Here is a 17,000-nt window from a genome sequence, read left to right as displayed (position 1 = left end):
TAGGGTAGGGAGAAATTACAGGAATATTAAGTTGATAACAATGTGGCTTTATACTCGAAAAAAATAAAGATTGGGCATCACAAGGGTTAATAACTATCAAAATAAAAGAAAACCTATGAACCCTATTTTAAAAGACCCAGTTTGTGGCATGACCGTTCAACCAGGCAGAGAGATCACTGCCTTTTACCAGGAGCAAACAATTCACTTCTGCTCCGAATTCTGTCGAAACAAATTTTTTCAGCATCCAGAGCTATACATCACCATATTAACTACCACTAGTTACGACGAAGCCAAAGAAAATCGGCGGGTTGCCTATTTCTCGATGGAGGTGGCTGTTGGTTCTGCTATGCCAACTTACAGTGGCGGCTTAGGTATACTGGCTGGCGACACTTTGAAATCCTTTGCCGATTTGCGAATACCTGCGGTTGGGGTAAGTCTACTCTATCGCAAAGGTTACTTTCACCAAAAGCTGGATGAGTGGGGAGGACAGCAGGAATTTCCTGTTTTGTGGAGTCCCGAACATTTCCTGCACCTTTTGTCTGAAACTGTTCAGGTCGAAATTGAACAGAGAACTGTACAAGTTCGAGCTTGGCAATATGACATTGTTGGCTTAAGTAACTACAACGTCCCTTTAATTTTGCTAGATACTGGTGTTGAGCAAAATACCGATTATGACCGTACTTTAACTGATGTTCTCTATGGCGGAGATGAGCGATATCGACTAGCCCAGGAGATTCTGCTGGGAATTGGTGGTGTCAGAATGCTCAACGTCCTCGGTTACAGGGGAATTGAAAGATTCCATATGAACGAAGGACACGCCAGTTTGCTGCTTTTAGAGTTGCTAAAAGAACGAAACGGGATAAATACAGAAACATGGGATTTTAGTAGCATCAGAAATCAATGCGTTTTTACTACTCATACCCCTGTTCCAGCAGGACACGACCAGTTTGACTACGGCTTAGTGCAGTATAGTTTGGGACACATAGTGCCGTTTGATGTACTGCAAATGTTGGGGGGACGCGATCGCCTCAACATGACTATGCTAGGACTAAACTTGAGCCACTATGTCAACGGTGTTGCCAAGCGGCACGAGGAAGTTTCGCAAGAAATGTTCCCCGGCTACCCCATCCACCACATCACAAATGGTGTTCACTCATGGACATGGACTTGTGACAGCTTTAGAACCCTATACAATCGATATATTCCTAGCTGGAGTAACGATCCATCCATGCTTAGGCACGCTATTAGCATTCCCCAAAAGGAGATTTGGTCAGCCCATTTAGCGGCTAAAGCTCGTCTTTTAACTTACATTCAGGAACAAACTCATTTTTCTTTGTCTGCGGAGACTCTGACGATTGGCTTTGCTCGCAGAGCTACTCTTTACAAACGAGCAGATTTAATTTTTTCCGATATTGATCGACTTTTGGAAATTGCCAAACAGGTTGGTTCTTTACAGTTTGTTTTTGCTGGTAAGGCGCACCCCAAAGATTATGCTGGCAAAGAGTTAATTCGACGGATATTTGAAATTTCTCACCAATTACAGAAGCAGATACCTATAGTTTTTTTGGAAAATTACGACATGGAGCTATCCAAGCTGATTGTATCTGGCGTGGATTTATGGCTCAATACGCCACAGCGACCTTTAGAAGCTTCTGGAACATCGGGTATGAAAGCAGCACATAACGGTGTTCCCAGTTTCAGCATACTCGATGGTTGGTGGATTGAGGGACATATCGAAGGGGTGACTGGTTGGTCTATTGGTTTTAGAGAACCAGAGTTTTCTGGTTCAGATGTCCTGAACCGCCAGGATGCAGAGGACTTATATCAGAAGTTGAAAAACGTAATAGCTCCAATGTTTTATCAAGAGCGCGAGCGGTGGGTGGATTTAATGCGACATGCGATCGCACTAAATGCTTCATTTTTCAATACCCACCGTATGGTACAGCAGTATGTCACGAATGCCTATCTGCCCTGAAGGTTTTTCTAAAACTCAGGAGATATTTTTATGTTTCACAAGATTCTGGTTGCAATAGATTGTTCTAAAGTTAGCAAGCGTGTTTTTGAAAAAGCACTTTCTCTAGCAAAGCTCACCAAGGCTAACTTGATGATATTTAATGTTGTATGTCCTGAAGAAGATGGATATCTAGATAACTCTGAACTGTTAAATTACTATGATCCAGATAAAGACAGCGAAGCCGTAAAATATAGCCAAAAAATGTTAGATAAATTCTCCCAGCCAAAGTTAGAGATGTTGCGTTTATACACAACAGAAGCAACAGCAGCAGGTGTAGAAGTAGAATACAAACAACACGTTGGTCAACCTGGCGAAACCATTTGTGAATTTGCGCGAAATTGTCAAGCAGACTTGATTGTAATTGGACGGCTGCGGTGGCTTTCAGGTATGGAAGAATTTGTTTTGGGTCGTGTTAGCAATTATGTACTTCATCATACTTTTTGTTCCGTGTTAATAGTGCCATAATAGCTAGTCATAATTGCTCTGATTATTTCCTTATACTTTTTGTTCCGTGTTAATAGTGCCATAATAGCTAGTCATAATTGCTCTGATTATTTCCTTTGAAGGGCGAAGAAAAGCACGATTATTTCACTAATTACACCCGCAAGCATTCTATAGGCTGCTGAAGTGGCTCCGCTATTTCTGGTAAAAATCGAACTTTCACATACTACTAAATAAAGGTCGCAGCAACTACTGTTGCCAAGTTGATGAACCAGTTCTTTTCCTTGTGAATTACTAACCCTTGAAAAGTATTTTGCAGAGCCAATTAATTATAATCACTTATAATATTTATTGCATATTTCCTAACTTTAGTTAGAGCAGAAAAACAACATTATTCGCACATTAACTAATCAATAAATATAAAATTTATCTAAAAATTATGAATTTTAACCTAATATGCCAAAATTATTATTGACTCAATAGACATTTTGTACAACTTAGTTTATGTAGCTATTCAAACTAGTTTTAAATTATACTTTGACAATTTGTATACTGAGTCTTTGCTGTTTGATTATGTACCGTAAAGACTCTTAGCTGACTGTTTAGTCTTGTATAGCTTAATCCTAATTTTTAAGAATTTCATCTTAATTTCATAAGCTTCTGTCAATCTACTAATAGGGGTATCCCTATGGCAAACTATGCTAAAATCACAAATTTACAACGAACTTTTAAATACCCAGTTTGATATGAGGGTGCTATTAGTCGAAGATGAGCCGGATTTAGGGGCTGCTATTAAGCGTACTTTAAATCAACAAAAGTACCTAGTTGACTGGGTTATGGATGGTAATGACGCATGGGCTTACTTAGAAAATAGTTCGGCGCAATATACAGTAGCGATTCTTGATTGGATGCTTCCAGGAATTAGTGGTTTAGAATTGTGTAAAAGATTGCGTTATAAAGGTAATCCTCTTCCTATCCTGATGCTAACTGCTAAAGATAGAATGGAAGATAAAGTTGCCGGACTAGATGCAGGTGCCGATGACTATTTAGTAAAACCCTTCGGCATGGTGGAACTTCTAGCACGATTGCGGGCTTTGCAGCGTCGTTCTCCACATTTCCAACCCCAACAATTGACTGTTGGTAACTTGACTTTAGATTATGGCAACAGTACAGTTGTCAGACAAAATACTACAGGTGAACAGCAAAGTATTCCTTTAACTAATAAAGAGTTCCAACTATTGGAATATTTTATGAAGCACCCCAAGCAGATTGTCACTACTGAACAAATTCGCAATCAAATTTGGGAAGTTAATGCGGAATCTAGTAGCAATGTAGTGGCAGCGCAAATACGTTTGTTACGTCGTAAACTCACAAGTAACGACTGTCCTAACCCAATTGAAACTTTGCACGGTATGGGATATCGTCTTAATTTCTCAGATGAATCAAAATAAACTGTTTCGGCTCACCCGCCTTCGTTTAGCTCTGTATTACGCTATTGTTATGGGTTTGATTTTAAGCCTATGTGCCTTTAGCTTTTACAGGTCTGTGTTTCATGCTCATGTGGTAGCTTTAGACAGTGAAATTGAAACTGTAGCTGGGACACTGCACGACAGTATTGAACTAAAATTGCAAGAACCTGGACGTTTGGAACCTTTGGCACTCAAGTTATTTCCAAATGTAGATAAATGTAAAGTTGAAGATAGTAATTGTATTCAAAAACAACTGCATCCTAAACGTCATCTTCTGGGTATTATTACTAAAACTAGCTACTATATACGTTTTTTTGATATTTCAGGAAAATTAATTGCTAATGCTGGTTATTATCCAGAGGGATTACCTAATATTTTTAATCAAAAAACTTGGCAATTTCTCAAAGATAGCAAAGGCAGAGAATACCATCAAATTACTTTATCTCTGCATACCCAAAATTATCAGGATTGGGGACATATGCAAGTAGGGCGAAGTCTAGAAGAGTTTAATCATTATTTGGATAGCGTAAAGCTAATTTTGATATTAGGGCTGCCGATAGCTATGGTTATGATTGCAGGTGCCAGTTGGTGGTTGTCAGGATTAGCGATGCAGCCAATTTATCAGTCATATCGACAAATTCAACAGTTTACAGCCGATGCTGCACATGAATTACGAACGCCTTTAGCTGCGACAAGTGCAACTGTAGAATCAGCACTTTTAATGTCAGAAATAGATGAACAAGAAACACGAGATATATTGCAAACTATACAGCGTCAAAATCAGAGGTTAACAACTTTAGTCGTTGACTTATTGATGTTAGCACGTTTAGATAGACAAGCTCAAAAGTTACAGCATGAAGTTTGTTGTTTAAATGATATTGTTAGCGATTTAATTGAAGAATTTGAAGCGATGGCAACTACCGCAGGAGTAAAGTTGACATCATCAATCCGAGTTAAGCAAAATATGAATGTTATAGGGAATTCCGATCAGCTTTATCGATTGGTTTCTAACTTAATTGTCAATGCAATTCAATATACACTTAAAGGAGGGGAAGTCACAGTTATCTTAGAAAGCAATGATAATTATGCTGTAATTAAAGTTCAAGATACAGGTATTGGTATCCCACAACATGAACTGAGGCGAGTTTTTGATCGTTTTTATCGGGTAAGTAGCGATCGCTCTCGTAACACTGGTGGTTCTGGATTAGGATTAGCCATTGCTCAAGCAATTGTTCAGGCACATCAAGGCAAATTAAATGTACAAAGTGAATTCGGTAAAGGTAGCATTTTTACAGTTCAATTACCCAGGTAACATGAGTTATAATAATTTAATTGCAATTCTGTTTGTCGTGTATATTTAATTATTAATTTTCTAATTAAACTCATATTTAAAATATTCAGAATCTACTACTAATATTTATGCTTGCAAATGTGTATTATGAAATATATACAGAAACAACAAGTTGAATTAATTATCCAACAAGCTTGCAAGGAAAATTTTACTGATAGCGAGAAAGCTATTTACGATGACTTTATTCTGGAAGCGGGGGTAACAGACCCAGCCAAGATGACTGAAACTACTGCTGATATGTTGATTAGATACCTTGATGGCTGCGATGCATCTAACGAGTTTGTTGCTAATGTAGTGAATCGCCTCGCACAAGTTGCCCCTGTTCATATCATGACCAGGATTCTTCTCAGCGATAATGATGGTGATGGTGTGCCTTTATACCAAGAACTCCAACTTGGTACAAAGGCTACTGTATTTAATACTCCGTCGGAAATAGCTGCTGCACAACAAAAGCAATATCAGTTTTTTCCGATTCGGAACAGCGATATAGAATTGTAAGTTTAAGCCACCAATAAATTTTTTACAGCGATCGCAAGACTCCCAGCCCCAATAATCAGGCGATTCCCCTGTAAGTATAACTTTGGAAAATTACGCCAGTATCCTTATCTTCATCCCAAAACCACCAACCTTGGCATAGTTCAGAAAGAACGCGCATTAGTGCTAATTGTTGATGTGCGATTTCCCCACTACCGTAGCTGACGTTACTAGTGCCATCCCATGATTTAAGAATTGATTCTAAATTGTATCCATTGCCCATAATCCAACTGGCGTAGAAGCAGTCTTTGGATATTTCTTCCATGATGGCCAGTAGTTCGAGTGCGGCATCAGGATTGGGTGATTTCAGGGCTTCAAGTGCAAGACGGAGGTTTTCTTCTCTGTCTGCAATAAACTCTGAAAAAGCTGCTCTATTTGATGGTAAATTGTCTTTTTCAAGTGTGATTAATTTTCCATTTACAATCTTGACTGGAGTTATATTTGAGTAGTCAGTTTGGTCATCTTCACTTGCCTTTACTTTTATAGCTAAAGGATGCCAATGGATACGTTCAATTTTATTAGTCTGAGGATTTTTCCATGCCCAGAATAGTTTGTGAGATGCTGCACCCTTAACTGTAAGATAAGTTCTTTTATGTCGAATGGGATAGTCTACACCTTCTTCTTTTTTCGCTTGTAAAAATGCTTCTATTGACGGATATTCTTCATTGGGATATGCCATTATACGTGGTGCTGTCGCATATGTGTAACCTGATATGCTGCTATCACCATTTTTCAATGGTAACAAATTCCATTTTTCGTTTATTGGATTCTGTATCCAAAACTCAACTGATATTGTCTGTACAAACTGATCTAAAATCTGAACTACACAAGGATAGTAAAGTGTGAGTTGTTGGTTGCTATTAGTCATTATTATTCCATCCATTCAATAGGGGATATGGTTTCTTTTTTGGCGGGAAGTATTTTGACTTCATAGCCATAAATAATTAATTCGTGCAAAGTTGCTAGTAGTTGCTTGAGTGATATACTGTCCCATGGGCTGCACTCTAATATATGTTTCAATACCTGAGCGGGAGCATTAACCACCCAAAGACTATGAATTCTTTTGTTCCTAAATCCAGCACATAATTGAACAATTGGTTGTAACTCAACTGTTATTTTTGGTACATGAATAATTGCTGAACTTATAGGGATTACTGGTTTATATTCTAAATTTTTAGATTGTAAAAAATTGGGGTCACTGTACCATTGTCCGTCGATTTGATATGCAATCATTAGGTATGGCAATGCTTTAATCGCATTTATAGTTCCCCATCTAGCAGTTTGTCCTGCATGAAACCAGATATAAGAGCCGTTGTGTATTATCATGTGCAAGTTTTATAATTTTGACTTGAGGCTTTGCTTGTTCAGCTAATTGATAACTTCGTCTGTGGTAGAAAGTTTGGTTACTTGGTCTACTGAACAATGATTTCGTATTTGTATGAATACTTGGTTTCAAATTGCAAATATTATTCATTGCAGTAAACTTTATACTCAGGTACAACACTTTAGATATTAGTGATTATTTCCTGAATCACACATCATCAATGACTACCTTGCTGATGTGTGTAACAATTGTGGTAATTAATCTACTAGTTTGATGTGTGTTTTAAAACTAAATACTTGCTGTAAAATAAAAAGTGCGCCTTTTTAATTGATGACGCACTTTTATTAAAAATAAATTGATAGTTAAACGTGGTGAAGGATAATATTTATTGCGTCTTGAGTGCTAATTTTATATTGTGTAGCAAGTTTATTCATGTTGGCTTCACCATTTGCATGATCTTTGATGATTGCTCGAACAATGTTTGGTGAAACATTAATCTCACTATTGGTAACAACTGGTTTAGGTAAAATTTGAGAAATCAAGAATTCTTTTCTTCTTAATAAATGTATTTGACGATAATGTTCTTTTCTGGGTATCCACAGACAATTTCCGGGGGCAAAGTCACTCTCTTGATCAATACGAGATATAACTGTTCCTTCGGGTGCTAATCCCATATCTTTTAGAAATTGGGTAAAGTTATCACGCCAGGATGCATCAACTTCAATTCCGCACCCGCCATGATATTTGTACTGATGGTGGTTCTTGTTATAGCAGATACGCTTGATGTGTAACCAGGAGTTATACTCATGGCTTTTGCAGTGACCGTGGATAGTTTTATCGGTCTTGAGGCTGTCCCGTTGCAAACATCCGCAACTTTGTGTAAGCCCTCTTTTTAGGCTATTTTTACTAACATATTTTTGGGTTCCGCATCTGCATAAGGTAAGGAGGAGTAGTTCGCCCCTTTTCCCCTTAACTTCTACATCAGATATCACTGTTAGTCTCCCAAAATTTGCACCAACTGGGATAGATTCTTTTCTTTTCTTACAACCGCAGTTAGTTGAGCGGCCATTGGTGAGAGTGTGACTGTAAACAAGTTTTTGAATTCCACAATCACACTTACATAATACTTGCTTTCCTTGTTTTTCTAATACAGTCCAACTACCGAATTTTCCACTTATATTAATTACTCGCTTTGTAGTCTCCATAAATCATTTTGGTGTTATTACTGCTGGGTTAAATATTTAAAACAAGCTGTTTTTCTTGCTCCAGTTCCTTCTTTATCCAAGCAAGTTGTTGTCCAATGGCTAGGTGCTGCATGGGTATTTTTGTCTCGTATCCCTTCGCTTGTAAAATGGGTGTTACCTCCTGTCTGTAAAGCTTGCCCGTCAAGAACACAAACTCTATTTCCAAAGATGCAACTTGTATGAGGTTTTCTGCTACTTGTTCCGCCCATAGTATACGTTCCTGATGAGTTGACTAACTCCCCGGCGTAAATGCACGGGGATTATTCAGAGTCAAATTAGATTTGGTTGCCCATAGTCTAATTCTTCTCACGCTGGTCAAACAGCGTCTACCCAGTCTGCTTAAGTCAATGCCTAAGTTTCTGGCTACCTTGCGTAAAATGTTAGAGCTTCCATTTAAGTCGCTATTAATTAAACTACCGTCTTTAGAACGATACAAACCACGTTTAATTCTCTTACCAGATGCTTTCCACCCGTCTGGTTTCTCTCCATATTTGGGTAGGGAGTCTCCATCTAAATATGAGGCACAAGAAGTGTTAGCTTCTTCTGTTTCAACGTAGCGAATACTGTAAATACCGCACAGTTGTTTAATCCGTTCTTTTAATTTGGCTAATGGCATCTGGACAAATTGCTGATTGGATTTACGCCCCATATCAGCACCGTCTTTAATTTCTGCATTCCAGCCAATGACAATTGTTCCGATACCGTTAACTAAGCAATGGTTAATTGCAATTCTTGCTGCTTTATTAACCATGTCTCTCATCTGATGATTTCGCTTACGAGTGATTTTATCTAGAAAGTTATCCCAATATGATTGAGGTTTTCCTTCTTTGTAATTAGCAACTCGCTTGTTATAAAGTTGATTCATAGACTTAGCGTGTCTGGAATCAACTAGAAATGAATTACCCAGAGTGTCAACACAAGCCATTAAATTAGCAGAAGTTCCTAGATCAATTGACAGAGCTTGGTTAATATCTGGCTTAATATTGACTCGTTCTACTTCGTAGCTGCACTCTAGGTAAAACTTTCCATTCTTAGGGAGGATTGTAAACTCCTTGACTTTATTAAAATCAAGGTTGATAGGTAGTGGGAGAAAGAATTCTTTAACCTTAAACCACCGATTAATTTGCAATCCCAGAGGAAAGCGAATTAAGCCATTTTCTAGTAGAGTTGGTTTACCTGCACCAACGTTAGGGTATGCAACTTTAAACAAACCTCCAGGTGTTCTATAATTAGGTGGTTTTGGTTTTTGGTCTAACTCTCCCTTGAAAAATAGTTCTCGCAAACCTTTAAATGATTTGAATGCTTCAGACACACTTAATAAAGTTTGTTGCGCTGGAACCGATGGCATTACTTGTGCGTGGATATTATTCCCTACTTCATAAACCGGATCAAACTTAGAAATTATTCTCCCGGTTTTAAAGAATATTTGCCTTGCCCAATAAACACCACAGTTATACAAACTGTTCGATTGTTCGCATAAGAACTTAAGAATAGCTTTTGTATCTGTATCACAATAAATTAAGTTTTGCTGAATACCCATTAAAGGTTTAGTCTTCTTCTCTTTTTTAGTTTTAACCAGTACAATCACCTCCTGAGATTATTAATTGATTTTAATTCATTAAGTTAACCCTCTGCTTGGAGAGAGCTAATTTGTCGATTAATTTCTGTATTTATTTGCAATACTTAGAAGATACTGCCGCCAAAGATTAGAGACTTTAGTAGCAAGAGTGCTAATATCACTTGCTGCAATTTCTTCTGCTTAAGTTTCAAAAGCATCATCAAAGTGGATCTTGGCGTGATACTCCATACCATCAAAGTAAATATTGAAGCTAGGGTTAAGTTGAAAATCTTGAATCATATTTTTAACCTTCCTGGGGAAGATATAAACCCTTATTTTGTTCTGCTAGTCTATTTATTTCATAATTATCAAGAATCATTTTCTTAAATTCTTCTCTTGTTGCTCGCAAGTCGCGGAATATTTTGTTAGTGGGATAGAAGAATACCGACTGTTGACGGCTGTAAAACCAGACTAGTTGATTGATACGATAGGTGTCATTGCTATCAAGCAGAACATAACTAATTTGTTGGTAAAAATTTTCTACAGAGAAAGGACGCTTCTTGGCAGTTGTTCGTACATCAATAAGAGTATTTCCAGCGATTATCTGGCAATCAGCACCTCCAAGATATTCACTTAAAGGGTATGAAGCATTGCAGGTGATATTTCCACTCACTTGATTAGCTACAGTTTGCCAAGTACGGGGTAAAATACCGATAATTTGAGATGTATCTTGAATAGTAGGAAGCCATTTTTTGAAATATTCTGGTTCAAGTCGAAGGGTTTTTTCTCCTTGTAGAAAAGGTTGAATAATTTCATGTATGTTACGGCTGCGTGCATAATTTTCTAACGCACCCAGTAGCATACACTTTAGAGCTTCTTCTTCAAGTGAGTTGGAATTTGTAATGCAATAGTCGAAAGCATATTCTATTTTGAGGACTTTGGCTCCAACCTGAGCAAGACAATTAGTAAAGCATCTTTTATCTTCATAGATGCTTCCTAAATATTTAGCAAGTGCTTTGGCGATCGCATTTCCTACCAATGGAAAATCTACACCATTAACTGGTTTGATAATTCCTTGATTTTCTAATAGTTGGTTATGGCTAGTAATCATTTTAATAACTGTCTGGTTTAGTCTAGAGTCAAACCATCTCCTGATAGGTGAATTTCTGTTTTTTAATTCAGAGGTTAAGCTCACTTTTTGATTTTTCGCTTGAAATACTACATTGAGTATCTGCGTGAGCTTTACGTAGTAATTTCTCCTTGAATTGTGTAATTTAAAACAATGAACTAATCATTTAAATAAATGAAAAGCTTGTTGAATTTGAAATTTGCAACTGATGTCAATTTGCGGAACTTCTAAACCCAAGTTTTTATATTGCCAATGCAACTTTGCAAACTTGGTGACGGGTAATTTATAGTTCAACTTCTCTTGACTTGGTTTTAGGTGCAGCAGCGACAGTTTGCTTTTGAGGGGAGGGTATGTGTTCAGTAGGGGTATATTGCTGCCGAATTTCTTCTCCTCGCCATGCTTGTAAGTCATTCATAATATCTTTAAGCGGAACAAAATCGACGACTGTTTCTCCCTGCTTTTGTGCCTCAGTTGCCTTATAGGTCATAATCTTGAAGTACATCTCTCGCTGGTCGGCAATTGGTAACTTGCCGTTGTTCTCATTTATCCGTTGTAGAATTTCTTCATTGCCTTGATTCATTGCCCCTCCCCAGTCAGGGCCACCATGCTTGACCATATTTGCCCATTCCTTGGCGATGTAGGGGTGAACTGTGACAGGCAAATCGCCAACTGCTTGTATTACTCGTTTTTTGGGTGCATCTGCGGCTGTGGAAGTAGATTGTTCGTCACCAAAGATGTGTTCCAGGTTGAGTTTGCTGGCGTTTTGGGCAATAAACTTAATTTGGTTGATATCGTACTCAGAGATATTCATCTTGCTGACTTCTTTGGTAATGCCGGCTTCGGTTTTAGTTAGGTCAAACCGGACAAGTTCCTGAGTACCTTTTTCTTCGGTAGTTTTAAATAATTGCAAGCTGGCTCGATTTTTTTCGGGGTTGCGCGATCGCTTGATGGTAAATTCACTTACTGTAAGTTCTTCCTTATCAGCCTGGATGAGGACATTATTCAGGGTGTGCAACATCTCATTTTGTTTAAATACTTCCAGCGTTTTAATCGTGCCGGCAGGTGCAAGACTCCCCAAGCTGTTTGCTACATCACGGATATCGGCATTATTGAGATCAGGTAGCTTACCATTGTCGCCTAAGTATTCTGCCACAATGAGAAACTCCTGACGTTCAATAGGTAACATCTCTGTAGGCTTTTTCATGATTTTGGGTTCCTCTTTTTTGTTGAGTTTAAAATCCATCAAAGAGTTCTCCCACCCAAATAATTCATCACTGCGGCGATGAATGCTAACAGTGTCTCCCTGTTGGCGAATCACAAATGTATCGCTACGGTAAATACGTGAACCATCTTGTTCAAGAGTGCCGTATTTTTTTAACATTGCGATCGCAGTTTCAGCAATGTCTTTATTTTCCCCGTTGTAACGTTCTTCCCGCGCTTGTTTATTATTAATTTGATAAATAGGTACTTCAACCTGACGCGCCCACTGTTGCGCTGCTGGCTCTACATCTTGAGAATTAGCTACTTCTTGATAGGTAAATTCAGGTGCATATTTTTTTCGATTATTAGTTGCTTGCTCCTCTGGCTCTTGTATAAAAAACTGATTGGGAGTTACATTTTTATTTACCTCCTCTTCAGCTGGATTTTGAGATTGATGGTTACTAGTAACTATCCGTCGAATTTGAATAGTTTCTTCGGACTGTGCGATTTCTTCTTGAAGATTATTGACCACATCATCTTCAAGACTGTTATCTACCTCTATTTCAACAGATGAGTTTATTTCTTGATTTATGGGCGAACTGTTTTCATCTTGTATTAACTTATTGGTCGAAAATTGACTATCATCTAACGATGAATTGTCTTCTATAGCAGTTAAATTTTCATTATCATCTTTTGTATCTTTATAATTGTTAATCATGTCAGCAGATGGTGGTAGCAGCTTAATTAATGGTTCACTTGCCACATCTATTATTTCATCTGGAGTAAGTATTTCAGTGACGAGATTAGTTGTACATTTACCTTCGCTATTTTGTTCGTAGATAACGATTTGTTTTTCTGAACCATCTGACTCTAGATAAGCTGTAATTTTCAGAGTATTATCACTTGTTTGCTGATAATTATTATTTAAATTGGGTACATTTTCTACTAATCTTGCAGCAATTATTTGTGCTTGATAGTCAGTAAAAGGTTCAGTTTCTATTGTGTATTGGCCTTCTACTAATAAATCGGGCATTAACACAATATTAGTTTCTTGATTACTTTTTATACTTTGACTGGTTAAATCTACCTTTTCCCATTTATATGCACCAGGGGTAGATTCATCAGGTACAAGATTGTAAATATCTTTGCCAACTTCAACTGCTATTTTACTTGCTTCTTGGGCTTCTTTGAGTTTTTCGAGAATTACTTTAGTTATCTTAGTAAGTGCATTGATGAGGCTTTTACTTAATTCTCGACTTGTTTGAATTGCAGTATCGGCTGTACCTAAATATGATTCATTAATTTGAGTGTGCCTGGGGTCAAACATATATTAAATATGGTGAAAATAATCTATAAATTCAAACAGTCTGACTGTGCTTTATAAAAACCAGTTGGTCATCAAACTTAAAGTTTTTAGAAAAAGCTCTTGTACGCATCAACAGGTAACGGTGCATTGCCCGCTTGTACGGGTGCTTGTGGGATAGGGAACTTCCGATCTACTTCCTTGACTCGTAAATCTAAATCTTCCTGTGTGGGTTTTTTCTGGGTACTTTTCCTAGCAAGCTCTTTGATGAGTTTATCCCAGTTAGCTTCATTTTCTTGTTCTAATACAATGATATATTTGGGGATTTTGATGTTTTTTAATAGTGGTACTGAACCCTCATTTTTATTACTATAAGCTGGGTTAATAAATAGACATTTACCAGGTGGTAATTTGAGGAATTGGGCTGGCTCAAATAGCTTGCGAGTCCGTTCTTGTTCGCTGATAGATGTGCTGGCTTTACCCCCTCCCGTTGAGCGGGATTTTTGTTTATATTTAATTTCCTCTTCACCTAAATATGCAGAAAATAATCGTGCTGATTCTTCTTCACCAGGATTAAAAACAAATTTTGTACCGCACGCACCAAGGATAGCTTTAGAGATTTCTTTACCATAAATCTTTTCAAGCTGACCCATATTTTGCCAACCCAGGATACCGCAGAATCCTTCGGAACGAGATTCGTTAAGCCATCTAAATAAATCTGGAAGGAAGATACTTGGCAACTCGTCAAGACACACTACTAATGGGCCGTCTTCCTTACGTTTTTTGGCAATACTGCGGGAAACTACCATGTGAAGAATACTGGTCATTAGGGGGCTGACAGCATCGCGGCGTTCGCGGTCTAACCCGAAGATAATCATCTGTTTGCGTTTTACCTCCAAGGGCAAGGTTGTTTTACCGACAAAGCATCCCAATGTACCCCTTGCCATGAACCGGGTGAACATCAATGAAGCACTACCAGCAATACCCGCTACAGTTTTCTCTGAACCAGCCGAGCTAAATAATTGACCAAAAGCTATCCTAATCCAAGGGTTTAGTTCGGCTGCCATCAAGCGTTCGACCATCTTCTCGCTAGAAAGTATTGCCGCAGCCGTCATAATATCAGCGCGGTCGCCAAACTCTTTAGTTAGCATTAAAATAGCCTGCGTCAACTGGTCGCCGGCGGGGCCAAAGAAGGCATCCTCAGACGCATTACCTAACAGGCGGAAGTTTTTGTTAATTACCGTAGCTAACTGCCGTGCGGTTTCAGCATCGCTACTGTCGCGTAAAAAATCGATTGGGTTACATACCTCTGATTCGGGAAATCCCGGTGCAAAGATATGTACGTCATACCCCTTGGATTTGGCATAACTGGCGATTTTGGCTTGACTGGCATACTTAAAATCGTATAATACTATACCAAAGCCCTGGTCAATTGCTGAGTAAATCATCGGGTTGATAGCCGAGAATGATTTACCACTACCAGGTGCGCCAATTACAGCAGTTCCCCGTTGGACATCGGGTACATAAACTGGAACTCCCCCACTCCCCTTGGGTAATTTTTGACCCTTGTATTTGTGTACTCCAATATATAAACTGGCACTATCGCACTTAGGAGTGACGATTTGCTTGAGAGCTTTTTTCTTAGCTTGGGCGGTTTCCTTTGCTCCACCCCAATAGCTAGTAGCAAGCTTGCCTTTTTTACCATTACTAAAAAGCTGTAAAAGCAATAATAAGCCAATTCCCCCGGCCAGTGCCAAACCTTGAGGTGACATGAACTTATCTGTATACTTACTAAAGTCAGTATTGCTATTTTTATGAGCAGCTTTTACTTCTCTAACTGTCTTAGTTTTAGCAGTTGCAAACAGATAATTATTCATAATAATTTGTATTAATTGCATGAGGAAATCGAAGAAATATGCGGTGAAGTGAAGTTGCATATTTCTTCATTAGTTATCTGGTGTGTCCTCTCCAAGTCAAAAGTAAAAGAGGATAAATTCTTCTATGATTGCCTTTTTACTTGTTAATTTTTAGGTACGGTGAGGGGCGTACCAAGGATAATTGGGTCTATCTCGCGGTAGGTAAAGAAGGGAACTGGGCCAATGAAGTAGGGCGAGCAGCCCAAGTCAACCCACCCCCGCTTGCAGATACGAAAGAACATCGCGGTGGTGATACTGCCGTCCGCTTCGTTAATATCCCAGATGACTTGTTTAAATGATTTCCCAAAGGGGTGGCGACCTGTGGGTTCTTTGCCACCGTTGAGGCTGCCCAAGATGCCAAATCCGCCTTTAACTTTTTGGTCTTTACCGGACATCCATTGTGCGCCAGTCACAATATCGCTACCCGAAACTTCGATGTGACCACACGTTTTCTCGCACGGGACATTAAACCCAGCTTGATAGCTACCAGATATAGACTTCCAGCGTCCGCTTTCAAGGGAACCGAGGGGTAAGTCTACTTTGCCGATAAAGCTAACATCAGGGATGGGAACGCTGGGGAACTGATCGAACGGTACCTCAGCTAATCCCGGAACCTTACCAATTGTTGTATTTTGCCAGTTAGTAAAGTCCTTTAGCTGTGCATTCTCAATACCAGGGATGCTGGTTAGTTTATATTTATCAAGTTTGACATACTCACCAAGTTCCACTTCTCCCAGTTGGGGATAATTGTCCAGCACCTCACCAACAGTTTGGTAGCTTGCGGTGCTGCCTGTAACTTTGGTCACTAGTTCTTGAATTGGTGGGATGGCTGCGATTTCTGAATCTTCTAAATTAGGAATTGCTTCGGCGAGGTCTTCGAGTGTTTGCCAATCGAGTGTTTCAAAATCTGACAGTTTGAGATTTTTAAGTTGAACGCCCGTGATGTCAGCGATATCTCCAAGCGTGAAATCTTCAATATTGAACTCAGTTGCTTCAAAATCACCCAGTTCCATGACTTCGGCAAGGCTTTGCCCAGCACTCCAGGTGCGTGTCTCCTTCATACCAGGGTTTTTGATATTAGGGAATTCGACACTGCCAGCACCGCCAAATTTCATGTTTCTAAACGTGATACTGCTCCAATCGGGAGTAGGTGCGCCATTGACGTATTTAGTTGCAACGGGCTGTGGTTGTTTGGTTTGTTTTGTCTTATCTGTCGAAGTGTTCAAATTTGAATACTTCGATGAAACTGTTTGAGCTACCGCTTTATCGCCGAATAAGAGACTGCCGATATTATAGCTACCTCCATATCGGATTAATCCGTGCAGGGCAAGCCCTGCAATAAGTCCTGCAACCATTAGGTAGCGTAATTTATTAAATTTTTCCATCCGATACTCAAGCCCTCGATTGGTTTTGTTGTGAGTAGTTTCCTGACTTGCAGCTCTCACTGGTACAATCGCAGTTACCTCTGCTGTAGTATCTAAAATTTGGTTGTTAGCGGCCAGATGTTCGTTATACAT

At 38.9% G+C, this 17,000-nt stretch carries 14 protein-coding genes and 1 pseudogene; 5 read left to right on the top strand and 10 right to left on the bottom strand.

The features are described 5' to 3' along the window. Positions 1 to 115: 115 nt before the first annotated feature. Together glgP and AACU25_RS35765 are read left to right on the top strand one after the other, a co-directional pair. On the top strand, positions 116 to 1,975 hold the full coding sequence (gene glgP, locus AACU25_RS35770; protein WP_096585201.1) for an alpha-glucan family phosphorylase: 1,860 nt from the start codon (positions 116 to 118) through the stop codon (positions 1,973 to 1,975). 30 nt (positions 1,976 to 2,005) lie between these two features. Further along, entirely contained in the window at positions 2,006 to 2,479 is a 474-nt protein-coding gene (locus AACU25_RS35765) for a universal stress protein (protein WP_096585198.1), read from the top strand. Between the two features lie 86 nt (positions 2,480 to 2,565). On the opposite strand, the pseudogene AACU25_RS35760 reads toward AACU25_RS35765, so the two are convergent. Beyond that, positions 2,566 to 2,780, bottom strand: a pseudogene (locus tag AACU25_RS35760) (hypothetical protein); the annotation flags it as partial. A gap of 373 nt (positions 2,781 to 3,153) precedes the next feature. Here AACU25_RS35760 and rppA point away from each other — a divergent pair. From rppA to AACU25_RS35745, 3 genes are all read left to right on the top strand, one after another. Then, complete coding sequence (gene rppA / locus AACU25_RS35755; RefSeq protein ID WP_096585195.1) at positions 3,154 to 3,906, top strand: two-component system response regulator RppA; 753 nt, start codon at positions 3,154 to 3,156, stop codon at positions 3,904 to 3,906. Beyond that, a complete protein-coding gene (gene rppB, locus AACU25_RS35750; RefSeq protein WP_096585192.1) occupies positions 3,893 to 5,236 on the top strand; it encodes a two-component system sensor histidine kinase RppB in 1,344 nt (447 codons plus the stop codon). Before rppA ends, rppB begins: the two co-directional genes overlap by 14 nt. 126 nt (positions 5,237 to 5,362) lie before the next feature. Next, the gene (locus AACU25_RS35745) at positions 5,363 to 5,773 is read left to right on the top strand and encodes a hypothetical protein (protein WP_096585188.1); all 411 of its coding nucleotides are present in this window, start codon (positions 5,363 to 5,365) and stop codon (positions 5,771 to 5,773) included. A 55-nt stretch (positions 5,774 to 5,828) separates the two neighbouring features. On the opposite strand, the gene AACU25_RS35740 is transcribed toward AACU25_RS35745, so the two are convergent. The 9 genes from AACU25_RS35740 to AACU25_RS35700 all read right to left on the bottom strand — a co-directional run bounded on the left by AACU25_RS35740 (position 5,829) and on the right by AACU25_RS35700 (position 17,000). Further along, the gene (locus AACU25_RS35740) at positions 5,829 to 6,677 is read right to left on the bottom strand and encodes a hypothetical protein (RefSeq protein WP_321206609.1); all 849 of its coding nucleotides are present in this window, start codon (positions 6,675 to 6,677) and stop codon (positions 5,829 to 5,831) included. Positions 6,678 to 6,679: 2 nt separating this feature from the next. Continuing rightward, on the bottom strand, positions 6,680 to 7,135 hold the full coding sequence (locus AACU25_RS35735; RefSeq protein WP_096585182.1) for a hypothetical protein: 456 nt from the start codon (positions 7,133 to 7,135) through the stop codon (positions 6,680 to 6,682). A 360-nt stretch (positions 7,136 to 7,495) separates the two neighbouring features. Beyond that, the gene (locus tag AACU25_RS35730; protein ID WP_096585179.1) at positions 7,496 to 8,338 is read right to left on the bottom strand and encodes a hypothetical protein; all 843 of its coding nucleotides are present in this window, start codon (positions 8,336 to 8,338) and stop codon (positions 7,496 to 7,498) included. Positions 8,339 to 8,366: 28 nt separating this feature from the next. Next, positions 8,367 to 8,591 carry a DUF6884 domain-containing protein gene (locus tag AACU25_RS35725; protein WP_339382133.1) on the bottom strand — a complete coding sequence of 75 codons (225 nt, stop codon included), beginning with the start codon at positions 8,589 to 8,591 and terminating at the stop codon, positions 8,367 to 8,369. 18 nt (positions 8,592 to 8,609) lie between these two features. Beyond that, positions 8,610 to 9,917 carry an RNA-guided endonuclease InsQ/TnpB family protein gene (locus AACU25_RS35720; protein WP_321206611.1) on the bottom strand — a complete coding sequence of 436 codons (1,308 nt, stop codon included), beginning with the start codon at positions 9,915 to 9,917 and terminating at the stop codon, positions 8,610 to 8,612. A gap of 322 nt (positions 9,918 to 10,239) precedes the next feature. Then, complete coding sequence (locus AACU25_RS35715; protein WP_096585176.1) at positions 10,240 to 11,046, bottom strand: hypothetical protein; 807 nt, start codon at positions 11,044 to 11,046, stop codon at positions 10,240 to 10,242. A gap of 301 nt (positions 11,047 to 11,347) precedes the next feature. Continuing rightward, on the bottom strand, positions 11,348 to 13,591 hold the full coding sequence (locus tag AACU25_RS35710; protein WP_096585173.1) for a hypothetical protein: 2,244 nt from the start codon (positions 13,589 to 13,591) through the stop codon (positions 11,348 to 11,350). 86 nt (positions 13,592 to 13,677) lie between these two features. Continuing rightward, positions 13,678 to 15,444 (bottom strand): type IV secretion system DNA-binding domain-containing protein, encoded by a 1,767-nt coding sequence (locus AACU25_RS35705; RefSeq protein WP_096585451.1) that lies wholly within the window; start codon positions 15,442 to 15,444, stop codon positions 13,678 to 13,680. Between the two features lie 143 nt (positions 15,445 to 15,587). Continuing rightward, positions 15,588 to 17,000 carry a hypothetical protein gene (locus AACU25_RS35700; protein ID WP_096585170.1) on the bottom strand — a complete coding sequence of 471 codons (1,413 nt, stop codon included), beginning with the start codon at positions 16,998 to 17,000 and terminating at the stop codon, positions 15,588 to 15,590.

Origin of the sequence: Tolypothrix tenuis PCC 7101 (assembly GCF_963874875.1) — a bacterium.
Classification (GTDB): domain Bacteria; phylum Cyanobacteriota; class Cyanobacteriia; order Cyanobacteriales; family Nostocaceae; genus Aulosira; species Aulosira tenue.
Note: the sequence above shows the minus strand (reverse complement) of the source record. Positions and strands in the feature narration are given on the sequence as shown.

Excerpts from the sequence above, each read along its gene's own strand:
- AACU25_RS35700 (WP_096585170.1), bottom strand. The coding sequence starts at position 17,000 with ATGTATAACGAACATCTGGCCGCTAACAACCAAATTTTAGATACTACA.
- AACU25_RS35730 (WP_096585179.1), bottom strand. The coding sequence starts at position 8,338 with ATGGAGACTACAAAGCGAGTAATTAATATAAGTGGAAAATTCGGTAGT.
- AACU25_RS35765 (WP_096585198.1), top strand. The coding sequence starts at position 2,006 with ATGTTTCACAAGATTCTGGTTGCAATAGATTGTTCTAAAGTTAGCAAG.
- AACU25_RS35745 (WP_096585188.1), top strand. The coding sequence starts at position 5,363 with ATGAAATATATACAGAAACAACAAGTTGAATTAATTATCCAACAAGCT.
- AACU25_RS35710 (WP_096585173.1), bottom strand. The coding sequence starts at position 13,591 with ATGTTTGACCCCAGGCACACTCAAATTAATGAATCATATTTAGGTACA.
- glgP (WP_096585201.1), top strand. The coding sequence starts at position 116 with ATGAACCCTATTTTAAAAGACCCAGTTTGTGGCATGACCGTTCAACCA.
- AACU25_RS35735 (WP_096585182.1), bottom strand. The coding sequence starts at position 7,135 with ATGATAATACACAACGGCTCTTATATCTGGTTTCATGCAGGACAAACT.
- AACU25_RS35720 (WP_321206611.1), bottom strand. The coding sequence starts at position 9,917 with ATGGGTATTCAGCAAAACTTAATTTATTGTGATACAGATACAAAAGCT.
- rppA (WP_096585195.1), top strand. The coding sequence starts at position 3,154 with ATGCTAAAATCACAAATTTACAACGAACTTTTAAATACCCAGTTTGAT.
- AACU25_RS35715 (WP_096585176.1), bottom strand. The coding sequence starts at position 11,046 with ATGATTACTAGCCATAACCAACTATTAGAAAATCAAGGAATTATCAAA.
- rppB (WP_096585192.1), top strand. The coding sequence starts at position 3,893 with ATGAATCAAAATAAACTGTTTCGGCTCACCCGCCTTCGTTTAGCTCTG.
- AACU25_RS35740 (WP_321206609.1), bottom strand. The coding sequence starts at position 6,677 with ATGACTAATAGCAACCAACAACTCACACTTTACTATCCTTGTGTAGTT.
- AACU25_RS35705 (WP_096585451.1), bottom strand. The coding sequence starts at position 15,444 with ATGAATAATTATCTGTTTGCAACTGCTAAAACTAAGACAGTTAGAGAA.